Here is a 22,554-nt window from a genome sequence, read left to right as displayed (position 1 = left end):
GGCCTGGGCGCTCAGCGCCTCGCCGGGGGAGACCTCGCGGGGCGGGCGACGGGGGACGGTACCGGTCGGACCGCGGCCGGGGCCGCGGTGGGCGTCCGTCAGTTCCGCGTGCCGCTCGCCCGGCGACGCAGGAACCAGGTACCGCCGACGGCGGTCGCGGCCAGCACTGCCGCTCCCGCCGCGATCTTGGCGGGGTCGGTGGTGGTGGTCGTGCCACCGCCCACCCCGGTGCGCACGTGGCCCTGGGGGGCGCGGTCGTGCTCGGTGACGATCAGGTCGCCGGTGGCGAACTTGCCGTTCGCGCAGGTGGCGCCGATCGCGTGGGTGCCGGGGTGGGCTCCGCGGGCGACCTGGAACTGTCCCACGACCACCTCCTTGTGGGTGCCCGGGGACAGCTTGAAGCGGCCGCCCCCGACGGTGGTGGCATCGCCCTCGGCGTGGCTGTCCGGGCCGCAGGCCTTCGTGTTCACCGTGACGGTGGTGCCGGGGGCGGCGGACTTGGGCCAGACCTCCAGCGGGGCGAAGTCGCCGGCCGCGAAGCCCGTCATGCCGAAGCCCGTCATGCCCAGGTCCGCGGCGGCGACCGCGCCGGCCACCGGGCCGGCGAACGCGAAGCCGGTCAGCACGGTGGCGGTGAGGACGTGGGCGGTGCGACGGCGCATGGCGGGTCTCCTGGGGACACGGGGTCGTGGTTCCGAGGTAACCCGGGTGCGGGGGGCTGCGCCTGCTGATGCGGTGTCAGATTGGTGGCGGGGGGTGCGGGTGGAGCGGTGTTCTCGCAGGTGGGGGTGGGTGTGGGGGCATTCGTGGGGCCCCACCCCGTCCGGGTGACGGTGGCCGCGCGGGGTCGGCGCGGCTGGGTGGGGCCGGCGGGGCTACGCCGGGGGGAGGGTGAGGGTGGCCGCGGCTCCGGTGGGGGTGGGGTTGGTGAGGGTGAGGCGGGCGCCGATGACCTGGGACTGGCCCAGGGCGATGGTCAGGCCCAGGCCCGTGCCCTGGCCGCGTTCGGTCGCGCCCGTGAGGAACCGCTGCGGGCCGTCCCGCAGCAGCGTCTCCGGGAAGCCCGGGCCCTGGTCCCGTACGGTCACCGTGTTCCCGGCCACCGTCACGGTGATCGGGTCCCCGCCGTGCTTGCGGGCGTTGACCAGCAGGTTCGTCAGGATCCGCTCCAGTCGCCGGACGTCCGTGCGGACACGGGCCGTGGGGTCGGCGGCGCCCAGGACCCGCGCCTCCACCCCCGAACGCCGGGTGACCGCCTCCACCAGCGGCCCCAGGAGGTGGACGTCCAGCTGGGCCACCTCCCGGTCCCCGTCCAGCCGGGCCACCTCCAGGAGGTCCTCCGTCAGACTGCACAGGGCCGCGACCCGGTCGCGCACCAGCTCCGTGGGCCGCCCCGGAGGGAGCAGTTCGGCGGCCGTGTGCAGACCGGTCAGCGGGGTCCGCAGCTCGTGCGCCACGTCCGCCGTGAACCGCTGCTCCGCCACCAGCCGCCGCTGCAGGCTCGCCGCCATCGTGTCGACCGCCGCGGACAGTTCGGCCACCTCGTTCCGTGACCCCGGCACCCCCGACGGGCCTATCCGGGCGTCCAGTTCGCCCGTGCTGATCCGCCGGGCCGTTTCGGCCGCGGAGCGCAGGTCCTTGCTCAGCCGGCTGGCCAGCCCCGCCCCGCCGATCGCCGCGAGGGTGACGACGACCACCCCGAAGGCCATCAACTTCTGGTCCAGCTCCCACAGTTCGCCCTGCTCCGCGATCAGCGCCTGGCGTACGGAGAGCACGTGGTCGCCGCCGACCGGCCGGGCCGCCCACACCGCGGGGTGGGCGCCGCCCAGGTCGAGGTAGGTGGTGCGCCGTCCGGACAGGGCGGCCTGGCGCAGGGGTTCCGGCAGGCTCGGGCAGTCGAGGCGCGCGTCGGCCTCCCCGACCTTGTCGAAGTCGAGCTGGCCCGTGAGCTCGTACACCTGACGCACCCGGACGAGCTGCGCGAGGGCGCTCTTGCGCGCCGCGTCGGCCACCTGGTTCGCGCGGGCCTCGTGGATCAGGACGCCGATGGTGAGCGCGACGAGGGAGCAGCCGACGGCGAGCAGGACGGCGATCTTCCAGCGCAGGCCGAGGGAGTGCAGGAGGCGGCGGCAGCGGAGCAGGCAACGCCTCACCCGCCTCACCTGGCGGCCTGGTTCGTCGGGGCGGGGGATTCAGGGGATACGGGGGATGCCGGGGATGTGGGGGCGGACGACCGCGGAGCCGGGCATTCGCCGGAGCCGGAGCCGGAGCCGGAGATGGCGTTGCCGAATTTGTGCTCGTCGCTGAGGACGCTCATCCGCTGCCCGTCCCAGTGGTAGCGGATGTCGTGCGCGGATCCGTCGTCGTCGTTGGTGCGGACCAGCAGGTCGGTGCCGAGGGTCTCGGCGCTCATCCGCCGGCCGCTGGTGAACAGGATCGGAACGATCCTCCCGTCGGCCGCGGCCGTGTAGACGCTCAGCACCGAACGACCCGTCTCGCTGTCCGCGGCGACGATCAGCTCGGGTTTCCCGTCGCCCGTCAGGTCCGCGTACCGGGGCGGCCGTATCCCGGCCTTGCCCGGACCCGGGATCTGCTTCCCTCCGCTGAAGCGCTTCATCGCCTTGTCCGCCCGGATCACGGCCATCACGTCGACCTTCCCGATCCCCTCCGGCCCCACCGTCGGGGCGCCGTCGAGCGGTCGTGGCGCCGGAACCCTGCCCGCCACCGCGGTCCCGGAGGAGCTCGGCGAATCGGTCCACGAGGGCCACAGCGCTTCCGGCCGGGGCTGGGAGGAAACGGGCGGCGCGGCCTCGCCGGGTCCGAGGCCCCCGGGCGTGCCGCAACCGCCCAGGCCGATGCAGAGCAGGGCGGCCGCGGCGAGGCGGCGGAGGGTCGGTCGAGTCATGGAAGGCGGAACCGTCGGGTGGTGGGGGAGGGCGGGGCGCGGGGAGGCAGACTGACGGTAGGCGGCGTCGGTCACAGGGACCGGGCGGTCGTGTAACAGCGGTGCGTAGGCGGGCTCCCGCGGCCGAAGTCGGGACTTTGGTCCAGGCCCGCGGCCGGCGGGACTCCGGTCAGCAGCTCAGTCTGGATCGAGGGGGACCCGCATGACATCGGCCGATCGGCCGGAAGGCCACGGCGAAGGAACGATTCCTCAGGGCCTGCGCGAAAGGACCCCGCCGGGAGCGGTCCCGCCGGGAGCGGTCCCGTCGGGCGAGGAGCTCCCGTTCTTCGTCTACGGGACCCTGCGCCCCGGCGAGGTCAACCACGACCTGTTCCTGCGCGGCCGCACCGCCGCCGAGGAGCCCGCCCGCCTTCCGGACGCGGCCCTGTACCAGGGCCCCGGATACCCGTACGCCGTGGACCGCCCCGGCTCCGGCTCCGCGATAGCCGGAGAGCTGATCACCCCGGCCCCCGGGGCGTACGGGGAACTCCTCGTGGCGCTCGACCTGCTGGAGGAGTACGCGGGCCCCGGACACCCCGCCAACATCTACGACCGCACCGCCCGCGAGGCCCTGCGCCCCGACGGCACCCCGGTCCGCGCCTGGGTCTACCTGGCCGCCCCGCCCCTGGCCCACCACCTGGCCCGCTCCGGCACCCCCATCCCGGGCGGCGACTGGCTGCGCCGCTGAGCCGCTACAGGCCTTCCGCGCCGCGGTTGCGCAGGCGCTGCTCGTACTGCTGGAGGACCCACAGCTCCTCCTGGACGGCCGCCAGCTGCTCGGGCGACCCCTGGTGGCCGAGTCGGGCCATCGTGCCCTGGATCTCGCGCACCCGGCGGTCCACCGCGCGGAGCCTGACCTGGACCAGCTGGACCCCGGCGTAGATCTCGTCCACGGTCTTCGCGCGGATGGCCTCCACGACGAGTTCGGTGACCAGCGCGCGGACGGTGTCGTTCGGTGCGGCGTCCCGGACCCGGGTCACGTAGTCCTCGGTGCCGAGGGACGCGCCGCCGGCGTCCAGGATGGCCTGGCGGACGGCCGCGTAGGGCGGGGCGGTGAACTCGTCCATCCCGTACGCGTCGAAGGCGGGGGAGACCAGGGCCGGGCGCTGGAGCGCCAGCTTGAGCAGCTCGCGCTCGGTGATGTGGGCGGGACTGCGCAGGTTCAGCGCGGGGCCCGTGGGCGTGCCGGACGGAGCCGCGATGTCTTCGTACGAGTGACCGGAGCCGTTGCCGCCGGACGACTGCCCCCGGCGCTGCTGCTGGGGCTGGTTGCCGCGCTCGCGGGCCCAGCGGTCGAGCTGGGCGATCCGCTTGACGACGAACTGCTCGTCGCGCATGCCGAGCATGCCGGCCAGCTGGACCGCCGACTCGTGCTGGATCGCGACGTTCTTGATCTTCTTGATGATCGGGGCGGCTTCCTCCAGCGCGGCGGCCCGCCCCGCCGGGTTCTCCAGGTTGTGCCGGGCCACGATGTGCTTCAGCGCGAACTCGAACAGCGGGGTGCGGGCCTCGACCAGCCCCGAGACGGCCGCGTCGCCCTTGGCCAGGCGCAGGTCGCAGGGGTCCATGCCGCCCGGGGCGATGGTGATGGAGGTCTCCGCGGCGAACTTCTGGTCGTCCTCGAAGGCCCGTAGCGCGGCCTTCTGCCCGGCCGCGTCCCCGTCGAAGGTGAAGATCACCTCGGCGGTCGCGTTGTCCATGAGCAGCCGGCGCAGGATCTTGATGTGGTCGCCGCCGAAGGCGGTGCCGCAGGTGGCGATCGCGGTGGTGACCCCGGCCATGTGGCAGGCCATGACGTCGGTGTAGCCCTCGACGACGACGGCCCGGGAGGTCTTGGCGATCTCCTTCTTGGCCAGGTCGATGCCGTAGAGCACCTGGGACTTCTTGTAGATCGCCGTCTCGGGGGTGTTCAGGTACTTGGGCCCGTTGTCGTCGTCGCGCAGCTTGCGCGCGCCGAAGCCGACGACCTCGCCGCTGATGTCGCGGATGGGCCACATGAGCCGGCCGCGGAAGCGGTCGATGGGCTTGCCGCTGCGGCTGTCCTGGGACAGGCCCGAGGTGATCAGTTCCTTGTCGCTGAAGCCCTTGCCGCGCAGGAAGCGCGTCAAGTGGTCCCAGCCGGCCGGGCTGTAGCCCACGCTGAAGTGCTGGGCGGCGGCCTGGTCGAAGCCGCGCTCGGCCAGGAACTTGCGGCCGATCTCCGCCTCGGCGCTGCCGAGCTGGTCCATGTAGAACGCGGCCGCGGCCTTGTGCGCCTCGACCAGCCGGATGCGCTCGCCGCGCCCGCTGCTGCCGGCGGTGTAGCCGCCCTCTTCGTAGCGCAGGGTGATGCCGGCCAGGCCGGCGAGCCGTTCCACCGCCTCCGAGAAGGAGAGGTGGTCGATCTTCATGACGAAGTCGAGGGTGTCCCCGCCCGCCTGGCAGCCGAAGCAGTGGTAGAAGCCCTTGCTGGGGCTGACCTGGAAGGACGGGGACTTCTCGTCGTGGAAGGGGCAGAGGCCCTTGAGGTTGCCGCCGCCCGCGTTGCGCAGCTGGAGGTACTCGGAGACCACGGCGTCGATCGGGACCGCGTCCCGTACCGCCTTCACGTCGTCGTCGTTGATCCGTCCTGCCACCGCGCCAGTCTACGGCCGGGCGGAGACAATCCCGTCAGGCCCCTTCCGCCGGAACCAGGGCCGAAAGCGGAATGGAGGGATCCGCCAGCTTCTCGCGGTCCACCGGCGCCTTCGACCTGATCAGGGCCTGGATGTCGTCGGTGACGTCCCACACGTTCACGTTCATCCCGGCCAGCACCCGGCCGTCCGAGAGCCAGAAGGCGATGAACTCCCGCTTGCCCGCGTCCCCGCGGATCAGCACCTGGTCGTAGCCGCCCGACGGGGCGTACCCCGAGTACTCCAGACCCACGTCGTACTGGTCGGAGAAGAAGTACGGGACCCGGTCGTACGAGACCTCCTGCCCCAGCATCGCCCGGGCGGCGGCCGGCCCTCCGTTGAGCGCGTTCGCCCAGTGCTCCACCCGCAGCCGGGTCCCCAGCACCGGGTGGTGCGCGGCCGCCACGTCCCCGACCGCGAAGACGTCCGGGTCGGAGGTGCGCAGCGAGGCGTCCACGGCGATCCCGCCCCCGTGCTCCCGGTCGACGAGGGCCAGCCCCGAGGTCTCCGCCAGCGCGGTCCGCGGGGAGGCCCCGATCGCCGCGAGGACCGCGTGCGCCGGATGCTCCTCCCCGTCGTCCGTACGGGCCGCCAGCACCATGCCGTCGTGTCCGACGATCTCCGTCAGGTGGGAGCCGAAGTGGAAGCGGACCCCGTGCTCGGTGTGCAGGTCGGCGAAGAGCCGGCCGACCTCCGGACCGAGCACCGCGTGCAGCGGGGTCGGCGCCGGTTCGATCACGGTGACCTCGGCCCCGTACCCGCGGGCGGCCGCCGCGACCTCCAGGCCGATCCAGCCGGCGCCCGCGATCAGCAGGTGCCCGTTGTCCCGGCCCAGGCCCGCCAGGGCCTTGCGCAGCCGCTCCGCGTGCGAGAGCCGGCGCAGGTGGTGCACCCCGACCAGCTCGGTGCCCGGGATGTCCAGCCGGCGCGGCTCGGCGCCGGTGGCGAGGAGCAGCTTGTCGTAGGGCAGCGCCGTGCCGTCGCCGAGGACCACCTTCTTGGCCTCCCGGTCGAGCTGGACCGCGGGCTGGCCGAGGTGCAGCTCGATGTCGGAGGCCGCGTACCAGGACGCCTCGTGGACGAAGACGCTCTCGCGCTCCTCCTTGCCCGACAGGTAGCCCTTGGAGAGCGGGGGTCGCTCGTAGGGATGCTCGCGCTCGTCTCCGATCAGGATCACCCGGCCCGTGAACCCCTCCGACCTCAGCGTTTCGGCCGCCTTAGCCCCGGCGAGCCCTGCGCCGACGATGACGAACGTCCGGTGTGCGTCGACCACCTGATGCCTCCTCATAACCTCTGCGCCACATGCGACCACATGCGAGCGTCCCGCACCGAGCCTGCCGCGTGAAGGGGGAGTGGCCCGATCGGCTCACCCTTCGGCGCGTCGCGCGCGCTGGATGAGGCGGGCGTGAAGGGAGCGCGCGGAGGCGTCCGTGAGGGCCGCGATCTGGTCCACCACCGCCCGCTTCCTGGCCCGGTCGTCCGGGGCCGCGTCGAAGATCGCACGGAACTGCGGGTCCAGACCCTCGGGCGCGCGGGCGCTGACGGCCTCCGCCAGCTCGGCGAGGACGATCCGCTGATCGGCGCGGATCCGCTCCTGCTCGTCGCGCTGCATGACGTACAGGTCGGCCACCGCCTTCAGCACCGCGCACTCGTTGCGCGCCTCGCGCGGCACCACCAGCTCCGCCGCGTACCGGGTCAGCCGGCCGGTCCCGTACGCCTGCCGGGTGGCGCCCTCGGCGGCCAGGCAGAAACGGCCGATCAGCTGGCTGGTCGCGTCCTTCAGCCGGGCCTGGGCCACGGCCGAGCCGTCGTACCCGTGCGGCCACCACTCCTGCTCCATCAAACGGTCCAGGGCCTCCCGCAGTTCCTCCGGCTCGGTGTCGGAGGGCACGTACCGGCCGATGGCCACCCGCCAGATCTCGGCGCGCTCGGGCTCGGCGAAGAGCAGGTTCGGGTCGAGGTGGCCGGCGTGCAGGCCGTCCTCGAAGTCGTGGACGGAGTACGCCACGTCGTCCGACCAGTCCATGACCTGAGCCTCGAAGCACTTGCGGTCCGCGGGCGCGCCGCGGCGCAGCCACTCGAAGACCGGCAGGTCGTCCTCGTAGGCGCCGAACTTCACCGAGCCCGGGTCGGTGGGGTGGTCCCCGCGCGCCCAGGGGTACTTGGTGGCGGCGTCCAGGCAGGCCCGGGTGAGGTTGAGCCCGACGCTGACCAGCTCGCCGCTGGCCGGATCGGGGACGAACCGCTTGGGCTCCAGCCGGGTCAGCAGCCGCAGCGACTGGGCGTTGCCCTCGAAACCGCCGCAGTCCTTGGCGAACTCGTTGAGCGCTTCCTCGCCGTTGTGCCCGAAGGGCGGGTGCCCCATGTCGTGCGACAGGCAGGCCGCTTCGACCAGATCGGGATCGCAGCCGAGCGCGGCGCCGAGCTCGCGGCCGACCTGGGCGCATTCGAGGGAGTGCGTCAGCCGGGTACGGGGACTCGCGTCCCAGTCGTACGAACGCGTCCCCGGGGTCACCACCTGGGTCTTCCCGGCGAGCCGGCGCAGCGCGGCGGAGTGCAGCACACGGGCCCGGTCGCGCTGGAAGGCGGTCCGCCCGGGCCGCTTGTCGGGCTCGGTGGCCCACCGCTCGGTGTCGGCGGGATCGTACGGCTCCCCGGACGGGGCGGAGCCGGGTCGGACAGGTGCGGTGGTGCCTTCCATGCCTTCCATGGTCCAAACGGTAACCGCACGAACCGACAAGACGAGTCAAGAGGAGCAATCCGAGCGATTGCGAACCAACCAGACCGTTACGCGGTGGCCAGTTCGAGCGGCTGCTCGTGCGCTACGGGTCCTGCGAGCGCGGCGGCGGCTTCGTCGTAGCGCTGGAGCACCAGCCGGGCCAGCGCCGGATGCGCGCCCAGCGGGGCGGCGGCCGGGCCCGGGGCGGCGGCGGCGCTCGCGGTGGCGAAGCGGCCCGGGGCGGTGAAGTAGGAGGCGACCGCGACCCGGTGGAGACCCCGCGCGGCCAGGGCCCGTACGGCGGCGGGCACTCCGGGCGCGCTGCCCGAGGCGTAGGCGGCCACCACGGGCACCCCGCCGAGGCGCTCCGAGAGCAGGCCGGCGGTGGCCCGCACATCGGTCGCGGAGTCGGGGTCGCGGGACCCGGCGGCGGCCAGCACCACCGCCGACCCGGCGCTCCAGCCGGCCTCCACGAGCCGCTCGTACAGGGCCTCGACGAGCAGCGGATGCGGTCCGAGCGGGGCGGCGACACGGGTCCGCAGCTGCCCGGCGCGGGCGGCGGCGGCCGGGAGGTCCCGCTTGACGTGGGTGCCGCGGCCGAGCAGCAGCGGCACCAGCACGGCGGCTCCGGAGGCCCGTTCGAGGGTGTGGTCCAGCAGCGGGTGGTTCAGCTCGATGTGACCGAGCCGGACGTCGAGGCGGGGGCGGAGCTCACGGACCCGTTCGAGCAGGGCTTCGACGGTGTGGAGGGCGCGCGGATCGCGGCTGCCGTGGGCCACGGCGACGAGGGCGGGCTGCTGCATGGGAGGACTCCTGCGTGGTGTCGGGGACGCAGACCGCTGAGCTGCGTACCGAGCTGGGCGGTGATCCGGGTCAGCAGCTCCGCCGTGGTCGCGGGCGGAAGCGGTGGGAGGGGCTGGAGGTGCGGAAGCGGTGGGAGGGGCGGGAGGTGCGGGCGGGGCATGGACTCGGGAGGGTGCGCCGGCTCCGTCATGAACCGATCCTGCGTGCGGCAGGTTGCCCCTGCGTTGCGCCGGGGTGACGGGTGTTTTCCGGCTGCTCACAGGGGGGTGGACGGCGAGGGTGGGCTCGGGCGGGTGGCGGCCGCGTGGCCGCCGGGAAACCGGCGGGACCGTACACGCGTCCGTAGACGACGGGACCACCGGCCGGAACGGGCAGGTCACCACACGACCGACCAACAGGGGGATCGATTGAGGCGTCCAGTGCTACGAGGGCTGCCGCGGGCGGCATGGGGGCGGCTGAGGGCCGTACGGATCGGGCCGCCCCGCACCGTGCGCGCCCGGCGGCGGGCCGTGCAGCTGGTGATGGCGGGCTGCGTGCTGGCCCTGCTGCCCTCGGCGTGGACGCACGCGTCCGCCGGCCCCCGGCTGCGGACCACCGCCGACGCACCCGCCGCCGAGGTGGCCGTGGTCTTCGGCGCCGGGCTGTGGAACGGCCGGCCCACCCCGTACCTCGCACGGCGGCTCGACGCCGCGGTCGAGCTCTACCGGGCGGGGAAGGTCAAGGTCGTCCTGGTCACCGGCGACAACAGCCGTACCGACTACGACGAGCCCGACGCGATGCGCGCGTACCTGACGGGCCACGGGGTGCCCGACGCCCGCGTCGTCAGCGACTACGCCGGCTTCGACTCGTGGGACTCCTGCGTCCGGGCCCGGGAGGTCTTCGGCGTGCACCGGGCGGTGCTGATCAGCCAGGGCTTCCACATCCGCCGGGCCGTCGCGCTGTGCCGGGCCGCGGGCGTGGACTCGTACGGGGTCGGGGTGTCCGACGTGCACGACGCGACCTGGTACTACGGCGGGGCCCGCGAGGTCTTCGCGGCGGGCAAGGCGGCGCTGGACGCCGTCTTCGAGCCGGAGCCGCGGTTCCTGGGGCCGAAGGAAGAGGGGGTGTCGCGCGCCCTGGCCTCTCTGGCAGACTGACGCCGCGATCGGCATATGCCGATTAGTCATATACCGATCTGTCTCGTGCGTCAGGGGTGTGGAACCGTGGCTGTTGTGGATCTGAGCGGCAAGGTCGTCGTCATCACCGGTGGGGCCCGCGGCCTCGGCGCGGCGGCCGCGCAGGCCGTCGTGGACGGCGGCGGCAAGGTGCTGATCACCGACGTCCTGGAGGCCGAGGGCGCCGAGACGGCGGCGAAGCTCGGCGACGCGGCGCGCTTCCTGCGCCACGACGTGACCAGCGAAGCCGACTGGGACGCGGCCCTCGCCTTCGCCCTCGCCGAGTTCGGCCGCATCGACGGACTGGTCAACAACGCGGGCATCGCCACCGGCCAGTTCCTGGAACACGAGAGCGTCGAGCACTTCCGCAAGGTCGTCGAGATCAACCTCGTCGGCGTCTTCATCGGCATCAAGGCCGCGATCCCGCTGATGCGCGACAACGGCGGCGGCTCCATCGTCAACATCTCCTCCGCCGCCGGCCTCACCGGCCTCGCCCTGACCGCCGGCTACGGAGCCTCCAAGTGGGGCGTGCGCGGACTGTCGAAGATCGGCGCGGTCGAGCTCGCGGAATCCCGGATCCGCGTGAACTCCGTCCACCCCGGCATGACCCTCACCCCGATGACGGCCCCGGTCGGCATCCAGGCGGGCGAGGGCAACTACCCCGGCGCCCCCCTCGGCCGCGTCGGCCTCCCCGAGGAGATCGCCGCCGCCGTCGCCTTCCTCCTCTCGGACGCCGCGGGCTACATCACCGGCGCCGAACTGGCCGTCGACGGCGGCTGGACGGCCGGCCTCACGGTGAAGTACCTGACGGGGCAGTGACCCGGCGGCGGCGCCCGGATCGTGTACGCCGGGATCCCCGGCCCCTCGTGTACGCCGGGATCCCCGGCCCCTCGCGTACGCCGGGATCCCCGGCCCCTCCCGTGCGCCGGGCCACCTCACCGCAGCCGCCGGGCCGTGCTGAGGGGGAGCACGCCGGGTTGTAACGCGGGGCTGCGGCCCGTGTAACACCGTCGACGCACGCTGGGCCGCATGCACCCCTCGGAGTCCGTCACCGCCACGCACTGCCCGTACTGCGCGCTGCAGTGCGGCATGAACCTGCGCCCCGAGCCCGGGGGCGCGGGCGTGACGGTGGAGGAACGGGCCGACTTCCCCGTGAACCGGGGCGCGCTGTGCGGCAAGGGCCGCACCGCCCCCGCCGTGCTCTCCTCCCGGGTGCGCCTCACCGAGCCGCTCGTCCGGAGCCGCGCCGGGCGGCTGGAGCCGGCCACCTGGGAGGAGGCCCTCGACACCGTCGCCGAGGGCCTCGCCCGCACGCGGCGGTCGTACGGGGCCGACGCGGTCGGGGTGTTCGGCGGCGGCGGGCTGACCAACGAGAAGGCGTACGCCCTCGGGAAGTTCGCCCGCATCGCCCTGCGGACCTCGCAGATCGACTACAACGGCCGGTTCTGCATGTCCTCGGCCGCCGCCGCGCACCAGCGGGCCTTCGGGCTCGACCGGGGGCTGCCCTTCCCGCTGGAGGACATCCCCCGGACCGGCTGCGTCATCCTCGTCGGCTCCAACCCCGCCGACACCATGCCCCCCGCCCTCCGCTTCTTCCGGGAACTCCGCGAGAACGGCGGCACGCTGATCGTCGTGGACCCGCGCCGCACCCGCACCGCCGAACAGGCCGACCTGCACCTGGCCCCGCGCCCCGGCACGGACCTGGCGCTGGCGCTCGGCCTGCTGCACCTCGTGGTGGCCGGCGGGCACACCGACGAGGAGTTCATCGCCGCGCGCACCAGCGGCTGGCAGGAGGCCCGCGCGGCCGCGATGGTGCACTGGCCGGAGCTCGTGGAGCGCATCACCGGAGTCCCGGTCCCGAAGCTCCGCGAGGCGGTGGCGATGTTCTGCGCCCCCGACTCCGCGATGGTGCTCACCGCACGCGGCCCCGAGCAGCAGTCCAAGGGCACCGACACCGTCGGAGCCTGGATCAACCTCTGCCTCGCCACCGGCCGGGCCGGCCGCCCGCTCTCCGGCTACGGCTGCCTCACCGGCCAGGGCAACGGCCAGGGCGGCCGCGAGCACGGCCAGAAGGCCGACCAGCTCCCCGGCTACCGCAAACTCACCGACCCGGCGGCCCGCGCCCACGTCGCCGCGGTCTGGGGCGTGGACCCCGACACCCTGCCCGGCCCGGGCCGCAGCGCGTACGAACTCCTCGACGCGCTGGGCTCGGACGTCAAGGCCCTCCTCCTGATGGGCTCCAACCCGGTGGTCTCGGCCCCCCGCGCCGCCCACATCGAGGAACGCATCCGCTCCCTGGACTTCCTCGCCGTCGCCGACGTGGTCCTCTCCGAGACGGCGGCCCTGGCCGACGTGGTCCTCCCGGTCACCCAGTGGGCGGAGGAGACCGGCACCACCACCAACCTGGAGGGCCGCGTCCTGCTCCGCCGCCGGGCCCTGACCCCGCCGCCGGGGGTCCGCACCGACCTGGAGGTCCTGCACGGGCTGGCCACCCGGCTCGGCATGCCGAAGGCCTTCCCGGCCGAACCCGAGGCGGTCTTCGAAGAATTGCGCCGAGCCTCGGCGGGCGGCCCGGCGGACTATTCGGGCATCACGTACGCCCGCATCGAAGCCGAACAGGGCGTCTTCTGGCCCTGCCCGTCCTCCACGCGGTCCGCCCAGCCGGATCCCGCCCGGCCGGATCCCGCGCAGCCGGATCCCGTACAGCCCTCCTCGGGGGAGCCCGGCCACGGGGAGGGCTCCCCCGAGGAGCCCCACCCCGGCACCCCCCGGCTCTTCCTGGACCGCTTCGCCACCGAGGACGGCCGGGCCCGCTTCGTGCCGGTCTCCCACCGGGACGCCGCCGAGGTCCCGGACACGGAGTACCCGCTCCTCCTCACCACCGGCCGGGTCGTCGCCCAGTACCAGTCGGGCGCGCAGACCCGCCGGGTCGACGAGCTCAACGCAGCCGCCCCCGGCCCCTTCGTGGAACTCCACCCGCGCCTCGCGGCCCGCATCGGCGCGGTCGACGGAGCCCCCCTCGCGGTCACCTCCCGCCGCGGCCGCGCGGTCGCCCCGGCGCGCATCACGGACACCATCCGCGCGGACACCGTCTTCATGCCCTTCCACTGGCCGGGCGAGGGCCGCGCCAACACCCTGACCAACCCGGCGCTCGACCCGGTCTCCCGGATGCCGGAGTTCAAGGTCTGCGCGGTCCGCGTCGAGCCGGCCTAGGCGTGTCCGGAGCACCGTCGAAGGTCGGCGCCACCGCTGTGACCAGCCGCCGGGCGTACTCCTCCTCCGGGCCGGAGAGCTGGGGGTACTCGGCCGTGAAGTGGTCCCACTCGGGGCCGACGTTCCCGTACGCGGCGATGTCCTCCAGAGTCACCCCCGGATGGGGCAGCGGATGGTCGGGCGCCAGCCGGAACACCTGGTCCAGCAGCCAGTAGGGCAGCGCGAACGCCTCGGCCAGCAGGACCGCGTCGTAGAGGTCCTTGCCCTGCGGGTGGTGGTCGCTCACCAGCCACAGCAGCTTCCAGGCCAGGGACAGGGCGGGGGAGGCTGCCAGGACCACGGCCCCGCAGTCGAGTTCGACCGGTTCGGGCTCCTCGGGCAGCCGTTCGTTGAACACGAAGTCGAGCTGGACCTGGCCGGCCGGTAGCCCCGGCACCTGCCAGGGCAGCACCATCCGGGTCCCCGGCACCCGGTCGTACGTCCAGATGTCGTCGCAGACCGCGCCCGAGTCCTTGATGCCGGCCCGCCCGGCCGCCCCGGCGGCGATCTCCTCCAGCATCCGGGCCGTTCGCGCGTCGTCGATGTCCCAGCTCCGCGGTACGACCACGAAGTCCAGGTCACTCGGTTCCCGGGCCGAGTCCCCGAACCAGTCGGCGAGCAGCACGCTCCCGCGCAGCACCAGCGAGTCCGCCCACTGGGATTCCGACACCGCCAGCAGTGCGGCGTCCAACGCCGCCCGCCGCGCCGTCCGCCAGGCGGCAGTGCGCTCCGGGTCGTCGAAGACGGGGTCCCCGGCCCGGTAGGCGTTCTGGTGCTGCTTCATGGCCGGGTCGAAGACGGGCCGCTGACGGACGTCGTCCCCGGCCACCGCCCGCAGGGTCCTGGGCAGGTCGCGCTCCCTGCGCGTCTCCTCGTCCAGCGGCCCCTTGGGCAGCTCCTCGGACTGCCACCCGAACCTCTCCCACGTCATCGGGGATCCCCCTCCTCGATCCACCCGTCGTCCACCGACAGGTCGCTGTCGTACAGCACGAACTCCCGCTCCTCCGAGCAGATTTCATACCCGGCCCCCGCCAGCGCAGCGACCAGCGCGTCGCAGGCCGCCCCCGCCTCCGCCGCCGTGCCCCGCCACCGCTGGGTGACGAAGCGTTCCTGCCGGGCTCCCGGCAGGACCCGGCGGGCGTTCCACGAGACGTGTGCCCCGTGCGGGACCGCCAAGGCCTCCAGCGCGGCCCGGTCGAAGCCGGTGGGCAGGCGCAGCTTCACGTGGTGCTCGAAGTAGCCGCCGCCCGGTCCCGGGGGCTCCGTGGTCCACGGGACCGTCTCCACCTTGACCCGGACCGGGTCGAAGCCGGCCGCGCGCAGCCGATGCACCAGGACCTCGTGCCCGTCCCGGTCGGGCAGCGTCAGCATCGGCTGCGAGAGCATCCGGCCCCGGGCCAGCACGATGTGGGTCACCTTCAACTCCCGCTGCGCCGCCCATGATTCGAGTCGGGCCAGCTCCGCCGGGTGCGCGCAGCGGACGGTGATGTGGGATTCGTACGGGGACATGACCAGGATCCTCTCGGACATGCGTCCGATCCGCATCGGGGTTCTGGTCCGGGGGTAACCATGGGTCACGCACCGGACCCAGAAAGTGGTCGCACGCCCCTCGTGGCAGCGATGTGTCGTACCCCACACTGAGGTGCGGTGCACCCGTCCTCGGAGCCCTGTGGAGGTCGCCCCCGTGCAGACCCAGAGCCTGACCGTCACCGTCAGCCCGCCCGCCGAAGTGCCCGCGGCCGAAGAGCCCGAGCCCGAGGCAGAGGCCGACGCCATGCACGAGGAGGAGGCCGAGGAGGCCGGAGGGGCCGAGGAGTTGGAGGGCCCGGAGCTGCTGGAGAAGGTGCCCCGGCCGCGCAAGCGCCCGGCGGAAGGCTCCGGCGGAGCGGGACCGTCCGCCGACCTCTTCCGGCAGTACCTGCGCGAGATAGGCCGGATCCCGCTGCTCACCGCCGTGGAGGAGGTCGACCTCGCGCGCCGCGTGGAGGCGGGCCTGTTCGCGGAGGAGAAGCTCGGCAGCGGGACCCCGCTCGACCTGCAGCTCACGCTCGACCTCGACAAGCTCGTGGTCATGGGCCGCATGGCCAAACGCCGTCTCATCGAGTCGAACCTGCGGCTCGTCGTCTCCGTCGCCAAGCGCTACGTCGGCCGCGGACTGACCATGCTCGACCTGGTCCAGGAGGGGAACCTCGGCCTGATCCGCGCCGTCGAGAAGTTCGACTACGCCCGCGGCTACAAGTTCTCCACCTACGCCACCTGGTGGATCCGCCAGGCCATGTCCCGCGCCCTCGCCGACCAGGCCCGCACCATCCGGGTCCCCGTCCACGTCGTCGAACTGATCAACCGCGTCGTGCGCGTCCAGCGCCGCATGCTCCAGGAGCGGGGGTACGAACCCACCGCCGAAGAGGTCGCCGTCCACCTGGAGCTGACCCCCGAGCGGGTGCTGGAGGTGCTGCGCCTCGCGCAGGAGCCGGTCTCGCTGCACGCACCCGTGGGCGAGGAGGACGATGTCGCGCTCGGCGACCTCATCGAGGACGGGGACGCCGCCTCGCCGGTCGAATCGGCCGCGTTCTTCCTGCTCCGCGAGCACCTGGAAGCGGTGCTCTCGACCCTGGGGGAGCGGGAGCGCAAGGTCGTCCAGCTCCGCTACGGGCTCGCCGACGGGCGCCCGCGCACCCTGGAGGAGATCGGGCGGATCTTCGGGGTGACCCGGGAGCGGATCCGCCAGATCGAGTCCAAGACCCTCAACAAGCTCCGCGACCACGCCTTCGCGGACCAGCTGCGCGGATACCTGGACTGAGTACGGGAGTACGGGAGTACGGGAAAGGGGCGCCCCGAAAGGCGCCCCTCCCGATGCCCGGCCGCACGGCCGGACCGGCCTAGTCGACCTCGGCCACCGCCTGTGCGAACTGCGCCGCGTACAGCCGCGCGTACGCGCCGCCCGAGAGCAGCAGCTCCTCGTGCGTGCCCTGTTCCACGATCGAGCCGCTCTCCATCACCAGGATCAGGTCCGCGTCGCGGATCGTGGAGAGCCGGTGCGCGATCACGAAGGACGTACGGCCGTGCGCGAGGCGCGCCATCGCCTTCTGGATCAGTACCTCGGTACGGGTGTCCACCGAGCTCGTCGCCTCGTCGAGCACCAGGATCACCGGGTCGGACAGGAACGCCCGCGCGATGGTGATCAGCTGCTTCTCGCCCGCGCTGACGCCGGCGCCCTCGTCGTCGAGCACCGTGTCGTAGCCCTCGGGCAGGGTGCGGATGAACCGGTCGGCGTGGGCCGCCCGCGCGGCTTCCTCGACCTCGGCGCGGGTGACCTCGCGGGTGGCTCCGTAGGCGATGTTCTCCGCGATGGTGCCGCCGAACAGCCAGGTGTCCTGGAGCACCATGCCGATGCCGCTGCGCAGTTCCTCGCGGGTCATCTTCGCGATGTCCACCCCGTCGAGGGCGATCTCCCCGCCGGTGACCTCGTAGAACCGCATCAGCAGGTTGACCAGCGTGGTCTTGCCGGCGCCGGTGGGGCCGACGATGGCGACCGTCTGTCCGGGGTCGACGCTCAGCGAGAGGTTCTCGATCAGCGGCTTGTCGGGCTCGTAGCGGAAGGCGACCTTGTCGAAGGAGACCTGGCCGCGCAGGTTCTCCGGACGCTCCGGAACCTGCGCGTCCGCTTCCTGCTCCGGCGCGTCCAGCAGCTCGTAGACCCGCTCCGCGGAGGCGACGCCGGACTGCACCAGGTTCGCCATGGAGGCCACCTGCGTGAGCGGCATCGAGAACTGCCGCGAGTACTGGATGAAGGCCTGCACGTCACCGATCGACAGGGTGCCCGAGGCCACCCGCAGACCGCCGACGACCGCGACGAGCACGTAGTTGATGTTCGAGATGAACAGCATCACCGGCTGCATGATCCCGCTGACCAGCTGCGCCTTGAAGGAGGCCCGGTACAGCGCCTCGTTCTGCTCGGCGAACAGGGCCGCGGACTCCTTCTGCCGGCCGAAGACCTTGACCAGGGTGTGGCCCGAGTACATCTCCTCGACGTGCGCGTTCAGGGCGCCGGTGGACTTCCACTGCGCGACGAACTGCGGCTGCGACTTCTTGCCGATCTTCGCGGCGACGTACGCGGACACCGGGATGGTCACCAGGGCGACCAGCGCCAGCAGCGGCGAGATCCAGAACATCATCGCCAGCACGCCGACGATCGTCAGGAGCGAGTTGAGCAGCTGACCCATCGTCTGCTGGATCGTCTGCCCGATGTTGTCGATGTCGTTCGTGGCCCGGCTGAGCACCTCGCCGCGCTTCTGCTGGTCGAAGTACGACAGCGGCAGCCGCGACAGCTTCGCCTGGAGCTCCTCGCGCATCCGGTAAACGGTGCCGTTCATGATGTGGTTCGACAGCCGGGTGGCCACCAGCATCAGCAGACCGGCGACCGTGAAGACGGCCAGCGCCCACAGCGCCACCGATCCGACCGCGCCGAAGTCGATGCCCTTGCCCGGGGTGAAAGCGGTGCCGGACAGCATGTCCGCCATCCCGCCCTCGCCCCTGGCGCGCAGGGCGTCCAGCGCCTGCTGCTTGGTGAGGCCCTTGTCGAAGTTCCGGCCGACGATCCCCGCGAAGACGAGGTCGGTGGCCTCACCGAGGATCTTCGGACCGGTGACCGACGCGGCGACGCTGCCGACGACCGCGATGATCATGCCCCACAGCTTGACCCGGTCGCGTGCCAGCGCGCTCAGCAGCCGCTTGCCCGAGCCCTTGAAGTCCATGGACCGCGTCGTCGGCGGTCCCATCATCATCCGTCCTCCGGGCCCGCTCACGCCGCCTCCGCTTCCGTCAGCTGGGAGAGCACGATCTCCCGGTAGGTCTCATTGCCGGCCATCAGCTCGTGGTGGCGCCCCTCGCCCACCACCTGCCCCTCGTCGAGGACGATGATCCGGTCCGCGTCGCGGATGGTGGAGACCCGCTGGGCGACGATGACCACGGTCGCCTCCTCGGTCTCGCGGGCGAGCGCGGAGCGCAGCGCCGCGTCCGTGGCGTAGTCCAGGGCGGAGAAGGAGTCGTCGAACAGGTAGATCTCCGGGCGCTGTACGAGCGTGCGCGCGATCGCGATCCGCTGGCGCTGGCCGCCGGAGACGTTGGTCCCGCCCTGGGTGATCGGCGCGTCGAGCCCGCCCTCCAGCTCGGAGACGAAGCCCTTGGCCTGCGCGACCTCCAGCGCGTGCCACAGCTCCTCGTCGGTGGCGTCGGGACGCCCGTAGCGCAGGTTGCTGGCGACCGTCCCGGAGAAGAGGTACGGCTTCTGCGGCACCATGCCGACCGTCCGGGCGAGCAGGTCCGGGTCGAGGCGCCGTACGTCCTCGCCGTCGACCAGCACGTCGCCGCCGGTGGCGTCGAAGAGCCGGGGGATCAGCCCCAGCAGCGTCGACTTGCCGCTGCCGGTCGAGCCGATCACCGCGGTGGTCTCGCCGGGGCGGGCCACGAGGTCGACCCCGCGCAGCACGGGGACCTCGGCGCCGGGGTAGCGGAAGTCGGCGCCGCGCAGTTCGAGGCGGCCGCTGCTGCGCAGCTCGCGGACCGGGTCGGTGGGCGGGACCACGCTGGAGTCGGTGTCCAGGACCTCCTGGACGCGCTCGGCGCAGACCTCGGCGCGCGGCACCATCATGAACATGAAGGTGGCCATCATCACGGACATGACGATCTGCATCAGGTAGGCGAGGAAGGCCGTCAGCTGGCCGATCTCCATGCCGCCGCTGTCGATGCGCATGGCGCCGAACCAGATGACGGCGACGCTGGAGATGTTCACGACCACGATCACGGTCGGGAACATCAGCGCGAGCAGCTTGCCGGCCGCCAGCGAGACGCCGGTCAGGTCGGCGTTGGCCTCGCGGAAGCGGTCCTTCTCGTAGTCGTCGCGGATGAAGGCGCGGATCACCCGGTTGCCGGTGATCTGTTCGCGCAGGACCCGGTTGACCGTGTCCAGCCGTGTCTGCATCTTGCGGAACAGCGGGCGGGTCTTCAGCACGATCGCGCCGACCGACAGGCCGAGGATCGGGACGACGGCGAGCAGTACGCCCGAGAGCTTCACGTCCAGCGAGAGCGCCATGAAGATGCCACCGACGCACATGATCGGCGCGGAGACCATCAGGGTGAAGGTCATCAGTACGAGCATCTGGATCTGCTGCACGTCGTTCGTCGTACGGGTGATCAGCGACGGGGCGCCGAAGTGGCCGAGCTCACGTGCGGAGAAGCTCTGCACGCGGTCGAAGACGCCGGCCCGCAGGTCCCGGCCGAAGGCCGCGGCGGTACGGGCGCCGTAGTAGACGGCGCCGACGTTGCAGATGAGCTGGACCAGCGAGACGCCGAGCATCAGTGCGCCGAAACGCAGGATGTAGCCGGTGTCGCCGCTGACGACACCGTTGTCAATGATGTCGGCGTTCAGCGTGGGCAGGTAGAGGCTCGCGCTGGTCTGCAGCAGTTGCAGCAGGACCAGCACGGCGATCGGTTTCCGGTACGGCCCCAGGTGGGTCCGCAGAAGTCGTATGAGCACGCGCAGGCTCCGGTCGGCATGATCGAGGGGGTTCACTCCATCTTCTGCCAACGGGAGGCCGGAACCCACCGGTTTTCGTAAAGCCCGGTCAAAAGGAGTAGGCCGGGCGCGGGAGGGCGTAGGCCGGGCTCAGGCCGGGTTCCGGAAGGCCCCCGGGTGGATCTGGTCCCGGGTCGCGATGTACTGCTGGCGGGCGCCCTGCCAGGCCGGGTACTCCTCGTCCGGCTCGAACAGCTGCGCCGCGGGCGCCGGCCACACCGGCGGGGTGTTCGGGGCCGCCGTGCCCTGCGCCACACCGAGCGCCCACGCCGCCTGCCGGGCCGCGCCCAGGGCCGCGTAGTCCGCCGGCGCCGGTACGAGGACCTGCGTGCCGAACAGTCCCGGCGCGAAGGCCTGCACGGCCGGCAGTTCCGCGGCCGCTCCGAGCAGGAACACCCGGCGGATCTCCACCCCGCGGCTGCGCAGCACGTCGAGCGCGTCCACCAGCCCGCACAGCATGCCCTCGAACGCGGCCCGCGCGAGGTGCTCCGGCTTCATGGAGTCCCGGCGCAGCCCCGACAGGGTTCCGGCGGTGTGCGGCAGGTTCGGCGTCCGCTCACCCTCCAGGTACGGCAGGAGTACGAGTCCGTGCGCGCCCGGGGTCGACTTCAGCGCGAGCTCGCTCAGCCCCTCCAGATCGGTGCCCAGCAGTTCGGCGGTGCCGCGCAGGGCCCGTACGGCGTTCAGGGTGTTCACCACCGGCAGGTGCAGCCCGGTGGCGTCGGCGAGGGAGGTGATCAGCCCGCCCGGCTCCGGCAGCGCCTCGCGGTGCACCGCCATCACCGATCCGGACGCGCCCAGCGAGACCACGGCGTCGCCGGGCCCCATGCCCAGCCCGAGCGCGGCCGCCATGGTCTCCCCGGTACCGGCGGAGATCAGCAGCCCCTCGGGCGTGGTCCCGGCGGCTTCGGCCGGACCGAGCACCTCGGGCAGCAGCGCCCGGTGCCCCAGCGCCAGCTCGACCAGGTCGGGGCGGTAGGCGCCGGCGGCCGCCGACCAGTACCCGGTGCCGGAGGCGCCGCCCCGGTCGGTGGTCCGCCGGGCCGGGCGGCCCAGCAGCTGCCACACCAGCCAGTCGTGCGGGGACATCAGGACGGCCACCCGCCGGGCCGCCTCCGGCTCGGTACGGGCCAGCCAGGCGAGCTTCGCCACGGGCTGCGCCGCATGGGGGACGGAACCGACGGCCTCGGCCCAGGCCTGCCGCCCGCCGAAGGACTCGATCAGCTCGGCGGCTGCGGCCTGGCCGCGCTTGTCGTTGCCGATCAGGGCCGGACGGACGAGGCCGCCCTGCGCGTCCAGCGGCAGCAGCCCGTGCTGCTGCGCGGAGACCCCGATGGCCTGCACCCCTTCGAGGAGCCCGCCGCCGGCGGCCTCGCCGAGCGAGAGCAGCCAGGCCTGCGGATCGGTCTCGTGCGGCACGGCCTCGCCGGTGGGCTGCGGATGAGGGGCGTACCCCTGGCGCAGCACGGCGCCCGTCTCGGTGTCACAGACGACGATGCGTGTGAACGTGGAAGAGCTGTCCAGCCCGGCGACTATCCCCATGCGGTGAATTCTGCCGCACGCGGGAGTGGTCTCGACCGCCCCGGCGTCCGCGGAACGGGCCCCGTCCCTTATGCGGAGCCCCGATGGAGTCCCGCTGGAGCTCGGTGCACGCGGCCGGGCGGGACCCGGTGAGGGGCCCTCGGGCGAGGGCCCCCGCTCCGGATGGGGCCGGTCAGGTGTTGCTGGTGCCCCAGTCGTCCTCGGCCGCGCCGTTGCCGCCGACCCGTGCCCGCAGGCCCCGTACGCGTCCGGCGAGGGCGTCCGGCACCGCGTCGCCCACCTTGTCGCTCACCGCGGCGAAGGCCTTGCCGGCGAACTCCCGGCCGCTCTGACCAGCGCTCTCGGCGGCGTTGCGGACCGCGGGGTTCTGCGCGAACTCGCGCGCGGACTTCTTCAACTGTTCATACCGCTCGCGTCCGGCCCTGGTTCCGAGCACGTACCCGAGGGCCAGCCCGACCGCGAACGTGACCTTGTACCGCATGCCTGTCACCCTTCGTCGTGTGGTGCCCGGCCCGCTGGCGATACCGATTGGCGGAGCACCCCCCTGCTTGCGCTAATCTATGACTCGCAACGGGCGCTCGCCCCCTGGCCAAGGCCGGAGGTGGGCTGTTCGGTGCAACGCAGCAATCCCCTGTAGCTCAATTGGCAGAGCAGCCGACTGTTAATCGGCAGGTTACTGGTTCGAGTCCAGTCGGGGGAGCGCGGTCCCCTGTAGCTCAATTGGCAGAGCAGCCGACTGTTAATCGGCAGGTTACTGGTTCGAGTCCAGTCGGGGGAGCAAGAAGGAACGAGGACCCCAGGTGGGTCCTTTTTCCTTTTTCTGCCCTCCGCACGCAACCGGGCAGCCCCCGATGCGGTCTCTCTGGGCAGGCGAAGCCGATCATGCGAGGCATCCGAGGCAGGAGATCGTATGA

Annotated in this window: 17 protein-coding genes, 2 tRNA genes and 1 pseudogene; 7 read left to right on the top strand and 13 right to left on the bottom strand. The window is 72.8% G+C overall.

The features are described from left to right. Nucleotides 1-98: 98 nt before the first annotated feature. The 3 genes from ACFWNV_RS23075 to ACFWNV_RS23065 form a co-directional block, all read right to left on the bottom strand. On the bottom strand, nt 99-662 hold the full coding sequence (locus ACFWNV_RS23075; protein ID WP_383950146.1) for a hypothetical protein: 564 nt from the start codon (nt 660-662) through the stop codon (nt 99-101). 213 nt (nt 663-875) lie between these two features. Further along, entirely contained in the window at nt 876-2,153 is a 1,278-nt protein-coding gene (locus ACFWNV_RS23070; RefSeq protein WP_383950143.1) for an ATP-binding protein, read from the bottom strand. Nucleotides 2,154-2,158: 5 nt separating this feature from the next. Further along, the gene (locus ACFWNV_RS23065) at nt 2,159-2,905 is read right to left on the bottom strand and encodes a hypothetical protein (RefSeq protein WP_383950140.1); all 747 of its coding nucleotides are present in this window, start codon (nt 2,903-2,905) and stop codon (nt 2,159-2,161) included. Between the two features lie 202 nt (nt 2,906-3,107). Here ACFWNV_RS23065 and ACFWNV_RS23060 point away from each other — a divergent pair, with 202 nt between their 5' ends. Then, the gene (locus tag ACFWNV_RS23060; RefSeq protein WP_383950137.1) at nt 3,108-3,632 is read left to right on the top strand and encodes a gamma-glutamylcyclotransferase family protein; all 525 of its coding nucleotides are present in this window, start codon (nt 3,108-3,110) and stop codon (nt 3,630-3,632) included. A 4-nt stretch (nt 3,633-3,636) separates the two neighbouring features. Here ACFWNV_RS23060 and dnaG read toward each other — a convergent pair whose 3' ends face one another. The 4 genes and pseudogenes from dnaG to ACFWNV_RS23040 form a co-directional block, all read right to left on the bottom strand. Beyond that, nucleotides 3,637-5,559, bottom strand: coding sequence for a DNA primase (gene dnaG, locus ACFWNV_RS23055; protein ID WP_383950133.1), 1,923 nt, complete (start codon nt 5,557-5,559; stop codon nt 3,637-3,639). Between the two features lie 34 nt (nt 5,560-5,593). Beyond that, complete coding sequence (locus tag ACFWNV_RS23050) at nt 5,594-6,868, bottom strand: NAD(P)/FAD-dependent oxidoreductase (protein WP_383950130.1); 1,275 nt, start codon at nt 6,866-6,868, stop codon at nt 5,594-5,596. Between the two features lie 93 nt (nt 6,869-6,961). Continuing rightward, a complete protein-coding gene (locus tag ACFWNV_RS23045) occupies nt 6,962-8,305 on the bottom strand; it encodes a deoxyguanosinetriphosphate triphosphohydrolase (RefSeq protein ID WP_383950127.1) in 1,344 nt (447 codons plus the stop codon). A gap of 77 nt (nt 8,306-8,382) precedes the next feature. Next, nucleotides 8,383-9,308 (bottom strand): annotated as a pseudogene (locus tag ACFWNV_RS23040) (sirohydrochlorin chelatase). 217 nt (nt 9,309-9,525) lie between these two features. Between ACFWNV_RS23040 and ACFWNV_RS23035 the strand changes: the two are divergent. The 3 genes from ACFWNV_RS23035 (at nt 9,526) to ACFWNV_RS23025 (ending at nt 13,485) form a co-directional block, all read left to right on the top strand. After that, nucleotides 9,526-10,254 (top strand): vancomycin high temperature exclusion protein, encoded by a 729-nt coding sequence (locus ACFWNV_RS23035; RefSeq protein WP_383950125.1) that lies wholly within the window; start codon nt 9,526-9,528, stop codon nt 10,252-10,254. A 15-nt stretch (nt 10,255-10,269) separates the two neighbouring features. Further along, entirely contained in the window at nt 10,270-11,091 is an 822-nt protein-coding gene (locus tag ACFWNV_RS23030) for a glucose 1-dehydrogenase (RefSeq protein WP_383950122.1), read from the top strand. Nucleotides 11,092-11,301: 210 nt separating this feature from the next. Continuing rightward, a complete protein-coding gene (locus ACFWNV_RS23025) occupies nt 11,302-13,485 on the top strand; it encodes a molybdopterin oxidoreductase family protein (protein WP_383950119.1) in 2,184 nt (727 codons plus the stop codon). Here the strand turns inward: ACFWNV_RS23025 and ACFWNV_RS23020 are convergent. After that, on the bottom strand, nt 13,451-14,455 hold the full coding sequence (locus ACFWNV_RS23020; protein ID WP_383950113.1) for a nucleotidyl transferase AbiEii/AbiGii toxin family protein: 1,005 nt from the start codon (nt 14,453-14,455) through the stop codon (nt 13,451-13,453). The two genes, ACFWNV_RS23025 and ACFWNV_RS23020, sit on opposite strands and share 35 nt — an antisense overlap. After that, the gene (locus ACFWNV_RS23015) at nt 14,452-15,054 is read right to left on the bottom strand and encodes a hypothetical protein (protein ID WP_383950110.1); all 603 of its coding nucleotides are present in this window, start codon (nt 15,052-15,054) and stop codon (nt 14,452-14,454) included. The genes ACFWNV_RS23020 and ACFWNV_RS23015 overlap by 4 nt, the downstream gene beginning before the upstream one ends. Before the next feature lie 64 nt (nt 15,055-15,118). Between ACFWNV_RS23015 and ACFWNV_RS23010 the strand changes: the two genes are divergently transcribed. Further along, a complete protein-coding gene (locus tag ACFWNV_RS23010) occupies nt 15,119-16,324 on the top strand; it encodes an RNA polymerase sigma factor (RefSeq protein WP_383950107.1) in 1,206 nt (401 codons plus the stop codon). Between the two features lie 79 nt (nt 16,325-16,403). On the opposite strand, the gene ACFWNV_RS23005 is transcribed toward ACFWNV_RS23010, so the two are convergent. From ACFWNV_RS23005 to ACFWNV_RS22990, 4 genes are all read right to left on the bottom strand, one after another. After that, the gene (locus tag ACFWNV_RS23005; RefSeq protein ID WP_383950105.1) at nt 16,404-18,329 is read right to left on the bottom strand and encodes an ABC transporter ATP-binding protein; all 1,926 of its coding nucleotides are present in this window, start codon (nt 18,327-18,329) and stop codon (nt 16,404-16,406) included. Continuing rightward, nucleotides 18,326-20,059: an ABC transporter ATP-binding protein gene (locus ACFWNV_RS23000; protein ID WP_383950102.1), complete on the bottom strand. Its 1,734-nt coding sequence runs from the start codon at nt 20,057-20,059 to the stop codon at nt 18,326-18,328. The genes ACFWNV_RS23005 and ACFWNV_RS23000 overlap by 4 nt, the downstream gene beginning before the upstream one ends. A gap of 129 nt (nt 20,060-20,188) precedes the next feature. Continuing rightward, entirely contained in the window at nt 20,189-21,640 is a 1,452-nt protein-coding gene (locus tag ACFWNV_RS22995; RefSeq protein WP_383950099.1) for an FGGY family carbohydrate kinase, read from the bottom strand. A gap of 172 nt (nt 21,641-21,812) precedes the next feature. Beyond that, nucleotides 21,813-22,121, bottom strand: coding sequence for a YtxH domain-containing protein (locus ACFWNV_RS22990; protein ID WP_274552054.1), 309 nt, complete (start codon nt 22,119-22,121; stop codon nt 21,813-21,815). Nucleotides 22,122-22,267: 146 nt separating this feature from the next. On the opposite strand from ACFWNV_RS22990, the gene ACFWNV_RS22985 reads away from it, so the two are divergent. Both ACFWNV_RS22985 and ACFWNV_RS22980 read left to right on the top strand, forming a co-directional pair. Continuing rightward, nucleotides 22,268-22,340: transfer RNA gene (locus tag ACFWNV_RS22985), tRNA-Asn, on the top strand. Between the two features lie 5 nt (nt 22,341-22,345). After that, nucleotides 22,346-22,418 (top strand) — tRNA-Asn (locus ACFWNV_RS22980). Nucleotides 22,419-22,554: the final 136 nt, after the last annotated feature.

The sequence above is a fragment of the Streptomyces sp. NPDC058401 genome, assembly GCF_042722885.1.
Classification (GTDB): Bacteria; Actinomycetota; Actinomycetes; order Streptomycetales; family Streptomycetaceae; genus Streptomyces.
Note: the sequence above shows the minus strand (reverse complement) of the source record. Positions and strands in the feature narration are given on the sequence as shown.

Excerpts from the sequence above, each read along its gene's own strand:
- ACFWNV_RS23075 (WP_383950146.1), bottom strand. The coding sequence starts at position 662 with ATGCGCCGTCGCACCGCCCACGTCCTCACCGCCACCGTGCTGACCGGC.
- ACFWNV_RS23065 (WP_383950140.1), bottom strand. The coding sequence starts at position 2,905 with ATGACTCGACCGACCCTCCGCCGCCTCGCCGCGGCCGCCCTGCTCTGC.
- ACFWNV_RS23060 (WP_383950137.1), top strand. The coding sequence starts at position 3,108 with ATGACATCGGCCGATCGGCCGGAAGGCCACGGCGAAGGAACGATTCCT.
- ACFWNV_RS23045 (WP_383950127.1), bottom strand. The coding sequence starts at position 8,305 with ATGGAAGGCATGGAAGGCACCACCGCACCTGTCCGACCCGGCTCCGCC.
- ACFWNV_RS23030 (WP_383950122.1), top strand. The coding sequence starts at position 10,270 with ATGCCGATTAGTCATATACCGATCTGTCTCGTGCGTCAGGGGTGTGGA.
- ACFWNV_RS23025 (WP_383950119.1), top strand. The coding sequence starts at position 11,302 with ATGCACCCCTCGGAGTCCGTCACCGCCACGCACTGCCCGTACTGCGCG.
- ACFWNV_RS23020 (WP_383950113.1), bottom strand. The coding sequence starts at position 14,455 with ATGACGTGGGAGAGGTTCGGGTGGCAGTCCGAGGAGCTGCCCAAGGGG.
- ACFWNV_RS23015 (WP_383950110.1), bottom strand. The coding sequence starts at position 15,054 with ATGTCCGAGAGGATCCTGGTCATGTCCCCGTACGAATCCCACATCACC.
- ACFWNV_RS22995 (WP_383950099.1), bottom strand. The coding sequence starts at position 21,640 with ATGGGGATAGTCGCCGGGCTGGACAGCTCTTCCACGTTCACACGCATC.
- ACFWNV_RS22990 (WP_274552054.1), bottom strand. The coding sequence starts at position 22,121 with ATGCGGTACAAGGTCACGTTCGCGGTCGGGCTGGCCCTCGGGTACGTG.